The organism is Holospora obtusa F1, assembly GCF_000469665.2.
Taxonomy (GTDB): domain Bacteria; phylum Pseudomonadota; class Alphaproteobacteria; order Holosporales; family Holosporaceae; genus Holospora; species Holospora obtusa.
The window spans coordinates 1-8,103 of record NZ_AWTR02000058.1 but is presented as its reverse complement, the minus strand read 5'-3'; the positions used below and the strand labels follow the sequence as shown (position 1 = coordinate 8,103).

Annotated in this window: 7 protein-coding genes and 2 pseudogenes; 3 read left to right on the top strand and 6 right to left on the bottom strand. The window is 34.3% G+C overall.

The window, feature by feature from the left end:
- Positions 1-279 precede the first annotated feature (279 nt).
- From P618_RS07855 to P618_RS02920, 5 genes and pseudogenes are all read right to left on the bottom strand, one after another.
- On the bottom strand, positions 280-489 hold the full coding sequence (locus P618_RS07855; RefSeq protein ID WP_024161139.1) for an IS1 transposase: 210 nt from the start codon (positions 487-489) through the stop codon (positions 280-282).
- Positions 443-664, bottom strand: a complete 222-nt coding sequence (locus P618_RS02930; RefSeq protein WP_021827141.1) for an IS1 transposase — start codon at positions 662-664, stop codon at positions 443-445. Before P618_RS02930 ends, P618_RS07855 begins: the two co-directional genes overlap by 47 nt.
- 934 nt (positions 665-1,598) lie before the next feature.
- Positions 1,599-1,721 (bottom strand): IS630 transposase-related protein, encoded by a 123-nt coding sequence (locus tag P618_RS09275; protein ID WP_162147069.1) that lies wholly within the window; start codon positions 1,719-1,721, stop codon positions 1,599-1,601.
- Between the two features lie 256 nt (positions 1,722-1,977).
- Positions 1,978-3,270: a tRNA (N(6)-L-threonylcarbamoyladenosine(37)-C(2))-methylthiotransferase MtaB gene (gene mtaB, locus P618_RS02925; RefSeq protein ID WP_021827140.1), complete on the bottom strand. Its 1,293-nt coding sequence runs from the start codon at positions 3,268-3,270 to the stop codon at positions 1,978-1,980.
- Between the two features lie 174 nt (positions 3,271-3,444).
- Positions 3,445-4,010: pseudogene (locus P618_RS02920) on the bottom strand (IS5 family transposase); the annotation flags it as partial.
- Between the two features lie 69 nt (positions 4,011-4,079).
- Between P618_RS02920 and P618_RS02915 the strand changes: the two are divergent.
- Positions 4,080-5,975: a hypothetical protein gene (locus P618_RS02915; RefSeq protein WP_024161137.1), complete on the top strand. Its 1,896-nt coding sequence runs from the start codon at positions 4,080-4,082 to the stop codon at positions 5,973-5,975.
- A 404-nt stretch (positions 5,976-6,379) separates the two neighbouring features.
- On the opposite strand, the gene P618_RS09270 is transcribed toward P618_RS02915, so the two are convergent.
- The gene (locus P618_RS09270; protein ID WP_420805317.1) at positions 6,380-6,655 is read right to left on the bottom strand and encodes a hypothetical protein; all 276 of its coding nucleotides are present in this window, start codon (positions 6,653-6,655) and stop codon (positions 6,380-6,382) included.
- Here P618_RS09270 and P618_RS08605 point away from each other — a divergent pair.
- Both P618_RS08605 and P618_RS09265 read left to right on the top strand, forming a co-directional pair.
- Positions 6,551-6,928, top strand: a complete 378-nt coding sequence (locus tag P618_RS08605; RefSeq protein WP_239638257.1) for a hypothetical protein — start codon at positions 6,551-6,553, stop codon at positions 6,926-6,928. The two genes, P618_RS09270 and P618_RS08605, sit on opposite strands and share 105 nt — an antisense overlap.
- A gap of 692 nt (positions 6,929-7,620) precedes the next feature.
- A pseudogene (locus P618_RS09265) lies at positions 7,621-7,746 on the top strand (hypothetical protein); the annotation flags it as partial.
- Between the last annotated feature and the right edge of the window lie 357 nt (positions 7,747-8,103).

Sequence of the window (8,103 nt, the reverse complement as noted above, 5' to 3'; positions counted from 1 at the left end):
TTTTTGGCTGTATCGGGCCCGAGCGCTTATCTTCAACGCTTAATCTCTTCTTCCATTTTAGAACCGTCTTAACATTTAGGTTGTAGCATTGTGCAAGCGTTGTGGCGCTCTCTTTAGATTCTTGTATTTCTTTTCTGATTTTTCAGGTAACCATCCTTTGTCCGATCTCACCGATCATCCTGCAACGCATAATGTCTCATTTAACACACGTTTCTTTTAAATTTTCAAAAAATAGAGAGTTTTCACCTAAAGATAGATAGCAATGTTTTTTGATAGTGATTAAAGATTTTTGGTGTCGTAAACGCACACCAAAGCTTGATTGATCCGTATACCATAGATTCCCTTCTTAGAAACTACTTTAGTACGTCTCGTCATGCGTCCTAGGTGATGTCTTGTATTACTATGATCTTGCTCTATGCATACAGTGCCTGATTTTCCAATACTATGGCGGTTTTTTGGTAGAGACTTTAGAAAAAGCATCCCAGTCATCAGTATAAAATGTGCAATTTTTCAGATGTTTGACTTTTTCGTAAAGTCGTGTGAATGTTGCAGCATCACGATTCCCTGTAACCCAGGCAACAATTCTCCGTGTGCTATGATCAACGGCTTTGCTTTGATAATCCAGAGCTTTTGACTTTTTTTTGGAAAAAATGCTACATTTCATCAAATTCCATTGCTTGAATGTGACCTGAACCCTCAGATTTTTGTATTTTTTTCATCTCTGCCACCACCCACTCTGTATATAATAAAAGGAGAATGATGCTTTAGCTAAAGAGTATAAAATGACGCATAAGGCTTTTTTTGATAGCCGTTTCCCTTTTTTCTTCTCTTGTCACCTTCAACAAAGGTATAACCTCATTCCTTCAGTTATAGCTCTGAACCTTGCGTACTATAGCGTTCCTTATGCAGTTTTCGGAATTACACTTTTTGCAATGCATCGCTGATGACCTTCATACGACTCTATAGTCGTATTTTGACGTAAATCTATCTAAACGTCAAAACTTTCAATTATTTTTAAAGATTTTACCATAATTTTTTCAAAAAGAATAGAATCCGTATTTAAACTTGAACATTCTTTATCCTTTGTAAATAAAATTAACCCGTCGTATAACTTATTTATGTGTAGCTTGCTACATTCATACAAGAGTTTCGAGACATTTAACCAGAGAATGATTTTTTTTTAATTCTGATGACATAAAAGAATTTTTGAGTAGAAATGAATGCTGTTGTGTAAAAAATATAGATCTGATACTATTTTTCTAAATTAATTTACGGAGCATATAATTCACTGATATAAGTCTTGGAAGAACTCAATTTTCTGCCTAATTCATCGCTTCATATTTGCCCAAAATTTCTCGATTAGATTTAAATCAGGTGAATAAGGTAGTAAAAAATAATCTTACAACCAACCTAAAGCCTGCACGCCAACTAATACTGTGCTTCACTTGCACTCATGCCAAATTCACGGACAATGTTTTTTGATTTAGCATCTGCATGATTATTTGATTAGATTGAATAAAAGACTCTTTTTCTACAGTGAAATTTGCACCCAAACGTATCTTTGGGCGAAAATGTTCTTTGCTTTTATAACGTAAATGTCATCTGTTGATTGTCATTTTATTGATTCCAAAAACTCTGGAAGCTTCTTTTGGATTGTTACCTGCTTTGATAAAATTTATAACCTTTTCTCTTGAATCTATACGATATGGACGCGTTGACACTATCTACCTTTCTAGACAGATATATACCATATTTTGCATTACAATTCAACTGTTTTTACAGTATCGTTTTGTATATCAACCCAAAATTTTTCAATTTTCGGTAGTGTAAAGCGCTCAAACAAATACATCCTTTGAAATATTTTTTAAGCTTGGTGTATTTTAGGTGCATGGAGCACTTCTTTATCAGAAAAATCTCCACACATTTTATACGAATTTTTCTAAAACTGATACTTACGCAGCAGGTCCATTATACCAGTTAGTTCAGCATACCTTTCCATCCCTTTGCAGTACACTGCGTAATTCGAATATTTTGAATACTTTGACGCACCCCAGGATCTGGATCTAACGTGACACGTATAAAATCGCTACTATACCCAAAGCTTCCTTCTTCAATAAGAACTGACTGGACCGTATCGATTTTTTTTTGAAGTATTTCTTGAAAAAACAATTGATTTTCTTGTCGTAAACATTTGGCTCTTTCCTTAATTTCAGATTTTTGAAGATGTCCGTCTAATTTTGTGGCTAAAGTTCCAGGACGAGGAGAGAATGGAAAAATGTGACACATTCCCAAACGAGTCTCTTTTACAAAAGAAACGGTTTCTTCGAACATATGCTCAGTTTCTCCCGGAAATCCAACAATAAAATCTGAAGTAAGATTAATTTCTGGACGAACTTTTCGAATACGGTCACAAAAATCCAAAGCATCTTCTCGCGTATGACGACGAAGCATTCGGTTTAAAATATAAGAGCTTCCAGACTGAAAACTTAAGTGAAGATGAGGAAGCATTCTGTGATCATAAGCTAAAACCTCAAACAAAGCTTCGTCAATTTCGATAGAATCTAGTGATGATAACCGAAGCCTTTTTAATTCTGGAACTTGCATCAGTACGCGCTTGATCATGCGCCCCAAAGATACGTTTCCAGGAAGATCTTTCCCGTAAGACGTAAGATCCACTCCCGTAAATACAACCTCTTGAACTCCCGCTTGACACAGCGCTCTAATTTGTTGAACAATCCAACCCAGGGGAACGCTACGACTAGGACCGCGAGCTTTGGGAATGTTACAAAAAGCGCAACGATGGTTACATCCGTTTTGGACTTGAAGAAAAGCTCGAATCTTTCCTTTGAAATGATTCAATATAGGAAAATTTTCTTGAATTTTTCGTTCTAAGGGGCCTACAGAAACGCGATAGGGAAAATCTTTAGAAAAACTTTCTTTTTTTAGTTTTCCATCATTTCCAATAATGCGATTTATTTCTGGCATTAGCGAAAAAGATTCCGGATTCAGTTGAACTGCGCAACCTGTTGCAATAATATATGCTTCCGGATGATTCGCTCTAGCGCTTCTCAACGCTTGATGAGACTGTCTTTCCGCTTCTTTTGTCACTGCACATGTATTGACAATTATGGTATTTTTTAGTCCTTCTTGAATGGCCAAATCTTCCATTACATGAGATTCGTGAATATTTAGTCTACACCCAAGGGTTACTGTTTGAACTCCAAAATTATCTTTACACTTAATTTTATTTTCTTTTGTTTTTTCTTCCATTATTGAACATACACTATAATTTAAAATAAATTATACAAAAAATATCAGCACATTGTCTAGCAAATCGTAAAAGCTTCAATTTTTAAACATTTTTTACTAACTTAAGAGAAAAAAAGAAGATGAAAATTTTGGAAAAAAATCATAGTGTTACCTAAAAAATGCTCGATAGTGTAGTCACGAGATATTAGCCCATAAAGCGATACATCGAATTTTTACTGCTGCCAAGAATGATCTGACATTTTTCGCATAACGGCTTGCAATACCGCGCCAGCGCTTGAGATGGAGAAATGCATTTTCAACAAGATGCCGCAACTTGTATAAATCTTTATCATAGCCTTTGTGAACTTTTCGGTTTTTTCTTGGAGGTATGACTACGGTCATGCTTTGGCTTTGGGCCCGAGCAACAATCGCATCGCTATCATAACCTTTGTCTGCGAGTAAATATTCGGCTGCGATATCGCTTATCAATTGCCAAGCTTGCGTGCAATCAGCCGTGGTACCGTCTGTAATAATGATTCTGACTCGGAATACCATGCGCATCCACGGCCAGATGTACCTTTGTATTAAGCCCCTTTTGAGCGGCTCATCTCTTAATTTCCACCTTTCGCACCGGCTGCATGAGGATGCAATTTGATGTGACTTGCATCAATCATCAGCCATTCATAATCCGGAACATCAACTCATTCTTCCAGCAACTTCTCCCAGATACCTTTGTCTCTCCATCTGATAAAACGACGGTATTTTAATATTGATTGAATATTATTTTAATGATAACATCATAAACGTAAACCAATATAATTCATACGAAAATGAAAACTTCACTTAAAAATAAATCTAAGTTAATATTTATTCTTTTTATGGCGAATTCTTTTGACGCTCATGCTGCTCGTTATCAACAGTATCAACAGACAAAAGAATCTGATCGTCAACAAACAGAAAATGAGAATCGTCAAAATGTGGAAAAAGAAGAGCTTCAAGAAATTAAATTGCTTGAAGAAAGAATCACTACTAGAATTAAAGAAATTATCAATAATGCGAAAGTATTAATCCCATCTCAATCTTATAATTTTAAGCGTAAAGAAGCAAAAATTTACAAAAATATTCCGATCGCACTAAAAAATATAAGAGAAAAATTTGGGCTTTCCGGTTTAATTGCTTATGAACACAGTGTAGCTCAATTTTGGTGCAGTTTTGAAAAAGATGAACTTGACGAATACGGTGGTATTGTTCCCAAAGAGATTGGCCGTGTAGAGCAAGCTTTTGCTGAAGGCGCAGGGCTTGAGGCAAATTTAGAGAGTAGCATCACCATTGATCCTGAAAAACATTCTGATTTTTTAGAGAAAGAATTGGAGATTCTTTTTTCTTCATTCGAAGATAGCCATTCTAATGGGATCAAACAGATAATAAAAGATACTATTTGTAAAGAAAATGGACTGTCAGAATATGACATATATAGAATTTTAGGAGATAGTTTTTCATCTGTTTTTCTTGCTAACCCCAAGAGTACAGTCTCGGAAGAGACCCCTTTAACCCTATGGAAATTAGAATTTCTGGGCTGTATACAGAAAAATATTTATAAAAGAAAAGAAAAGCACGATACTTATCAAATGATTGAGCAAACATCAAGAGATCGTTCAGAGGTCTTAGCTATAGAGGAGCGGTACAAAGAAGGAAGAAATTTTACTACTGACTTTTCTTCTGCGTACAAACAGTTTTTTTTGCACAGGATACGTGAGCGGTTGTTTCATCTCCAGCATTTGTACGGAGATTCATTTTTGGCTCTTTTTAATTTGCGAGAACAACAGTTTATCTCAAGACGGAATAAAGATACAGAAGGTAACCCCCAAAAGTTATGCTTAGACCTCGAAATTTTGTTTGATTTTTCTTTGGATAGTATAAAATCTCATATAATGGTTGAAATACTAAATAACAAATACTCTTTGCATCCGTTTAGACTTGACCTTGCGTGTCTTTTCGCACATGATTTTGGAGAAGCAAATCGTGCTAGTGAAGATAATGTTTTTAGAAATTGCACACAGCAGTTAATAGAAGTCGGATTTTCTGAAGAACAATTGATAAGAATTTTAAAACATACTTTGAGAGACAAGAACTTTACGGAACACTATGAAAAGAGAGAAAAGTTTGTTGCTGATCTTTATGAAAAATTTTCACAGATCAAGACTAAACAAAATTTAAAAAATAAAAAAAATTCTCTTGATATCTTACGTAAAGCATTTGTTGCTTTTCCAGAATTGCATAAAGAAGAAAATGCAACAATAATGTATACTTTATTACATATTTTGCCTGATAAAGATAAAAAAGATCTTTCTGATCAGGAAAGAGAATTCTACGAACAAAAACTTTTTGGTATTTTCCGCCTTGCAGATTGGAGAAGGTATGCAGAACGCCATTATTTTACAGATGATCTTATAGCAGAAGCCAGAAAAATTCTCAATACGCAAGCACAAAGAAACAAAGAAATTCAAAATGAAAGTAGTGAATTAAGAGAAAAAATTTCTGCTTTGTTTCCTGAAAAAGATCTTTGTGTTTTGAATTCAGTTCAAAGAATGATTTGTGACCATGAAATTTCTGAAGAAGATGCGTTTGGAATGCTTCAAATAACACATAACGATCCAAAAAAACAAAAAGAAGTCGGAGAAAAAATAATTTCTACGTTTTCGCATAAGGATAAGGAACAACAATAAAAAAATAATAACTTAAAATACTATCGATAAATATAGTAAAATAAAATATGTTTATCGATAAAAGCATGTCAATACTATGCTTTTTACGAAAGCTTAAAAAAATACGTATATAACGATGAAAAGGATTGGAAAACTGAAGTTGGTTATGTAATGCGCAAGATACGCCTTAAATAAAATCTTGAAAAAACTTAAATAATTATTAATTTTCGTCTACAATTTTTATAAAAATTTTTAGCTTTACTTACCAACGTATTCTCTGGACTCTAATCTATCTATAGAGAAAAAATAGACTCAGCCATAATAAAGTTAAGTTGGAGGTAACATTCCGGAAATTTTTTCAAAATTATGTTCTATGATTAAATTAATTTTAGTTTGCTAATACGATATATAGACACTGCAAAAAATCAATTTTCTGAATTTATAAATCCAATTGTTTTAATTTTTTCAAGTGATTGAGTGTTTAGTCCCAACAACATGTGGTTAAGTTTGTGATTAAAATTAGACGTGTTACGCTCAAATTCTAACATGATAATATCAAAGAGGGGCTGATATTTCAATGATTTCAGCTTTCTTTGATGATTATAATAAAGCACAAAAGTCATCATATGGAACTTCAGCTCATCGAGGTCTTTGTAAAAATAAGCTTTTGTTGCGAATTGTTTGAGGGATTTATTGGTGATTTCGACCTGACCATTGATCCAAGGATGCTTGAATTTGGTGAGCTTGTGCTCAATGGTATGCTCCTTTTCACATCACATCACATCACATCACATCAAAGGCGGTGCGTTTTTTGGCCTCAGGTGTTGCGCAAACAGTTCATAGGTAAATTGCGCCCCATTGTCTGTGAGAATTTTCGTTATTTTTTCGTTATTTTAAAAGGACAATGGGCGATCAGATTTTTCAAAAATGCAATTGACTCGTTAATCGACATCTTTGAATGGAGCTCGACATAAACGTACTTTGTGGACCGCTCAATGGCCATAAAAAAGGTAGCATTTCCCTTGATTTGTAAGAACTTTGGTACTGTCAATGTGAACAAATCCAAAGGATTTCTTTTTTTCAGGAGCCGACTCTTTTTTTTGGGTAAGATATTTAGTCTTTTGAGGCATCGATGCAGATTAGAGCCCATGAGATTGAGAGTTTTCTCTTTCAAAGCACTATAAACATCATCAAGCGGAAGCTTAGAAACGCGCCTGAATTCACACACAATCTTTTTCTTTTGTTGAAAATAAAACGCTCTTTGGCTGTTCACGTCCAGAGGGTTTATCTTGAACACAATCGGATTTTTTTACTTCAAAACAGTTTTAATAGTGAAGGCCCAGACGCTTTGCTATTTTTAGCGATGCTCTCTACAGAGCTTTGTATTTTTTCGGACTCAAAGCGTAGTCTTGGCATTTTCATGCAGTATACTTCCCATACATTAACCTTCTTTAGTTCCTTATAGGTTATACCATAAGAACGTGGAACTAAACATTTAGGATATTTAATGATTTTTGTCATACAAAATTATTTGAAACTTGGGTAAAAGAGTTATAGAATCAGAATCCTGGGCAAATTGGATAATGCTGCATCTCATAGCTCACAAAGAACAAAAGAGTTGATCGAATCGATAAATTGTCAACTCATCTTTTGACCGCCATACTCACCCGATTTGAATCCAATAGAGAAATTTTGGGCTCATATGAAAAGAGGGGTTAAGAACCAAATTAACCAGTTTGATAAATTTTACGAGGTTATTCCCGCATTCTTTCAAATCCCATTTTCATGCTAAACTACTATATACGGACATCATCTTGCTCTATTTTCAAGAAAAAAAAGCTTTTAGCCAAAGCGTTGAGAGCATTCATTGAATACTTCCATCAGGTTCAAGATTATCCAAGAAAAGTTTTGAGTTTCATAGAACTATTCCTAAGGTCTTTTGGTTAAGAGTCTTTTGTTTTTCAAAAATTTTTGATACTTCTTTTGGCGTTTTTTTCTAAATTTTTTTGTCACTCTAAACTCTATGGGCGCGTACTGATTATGAGTTTTAATTCGATCAAAAATCAGCATTACTACAACCACTTATAAAAGCATCTAAGGATCGCAAGTATGGAGTGAGAAGTGAGTATAAGAAGGGTCACAAAAAAAA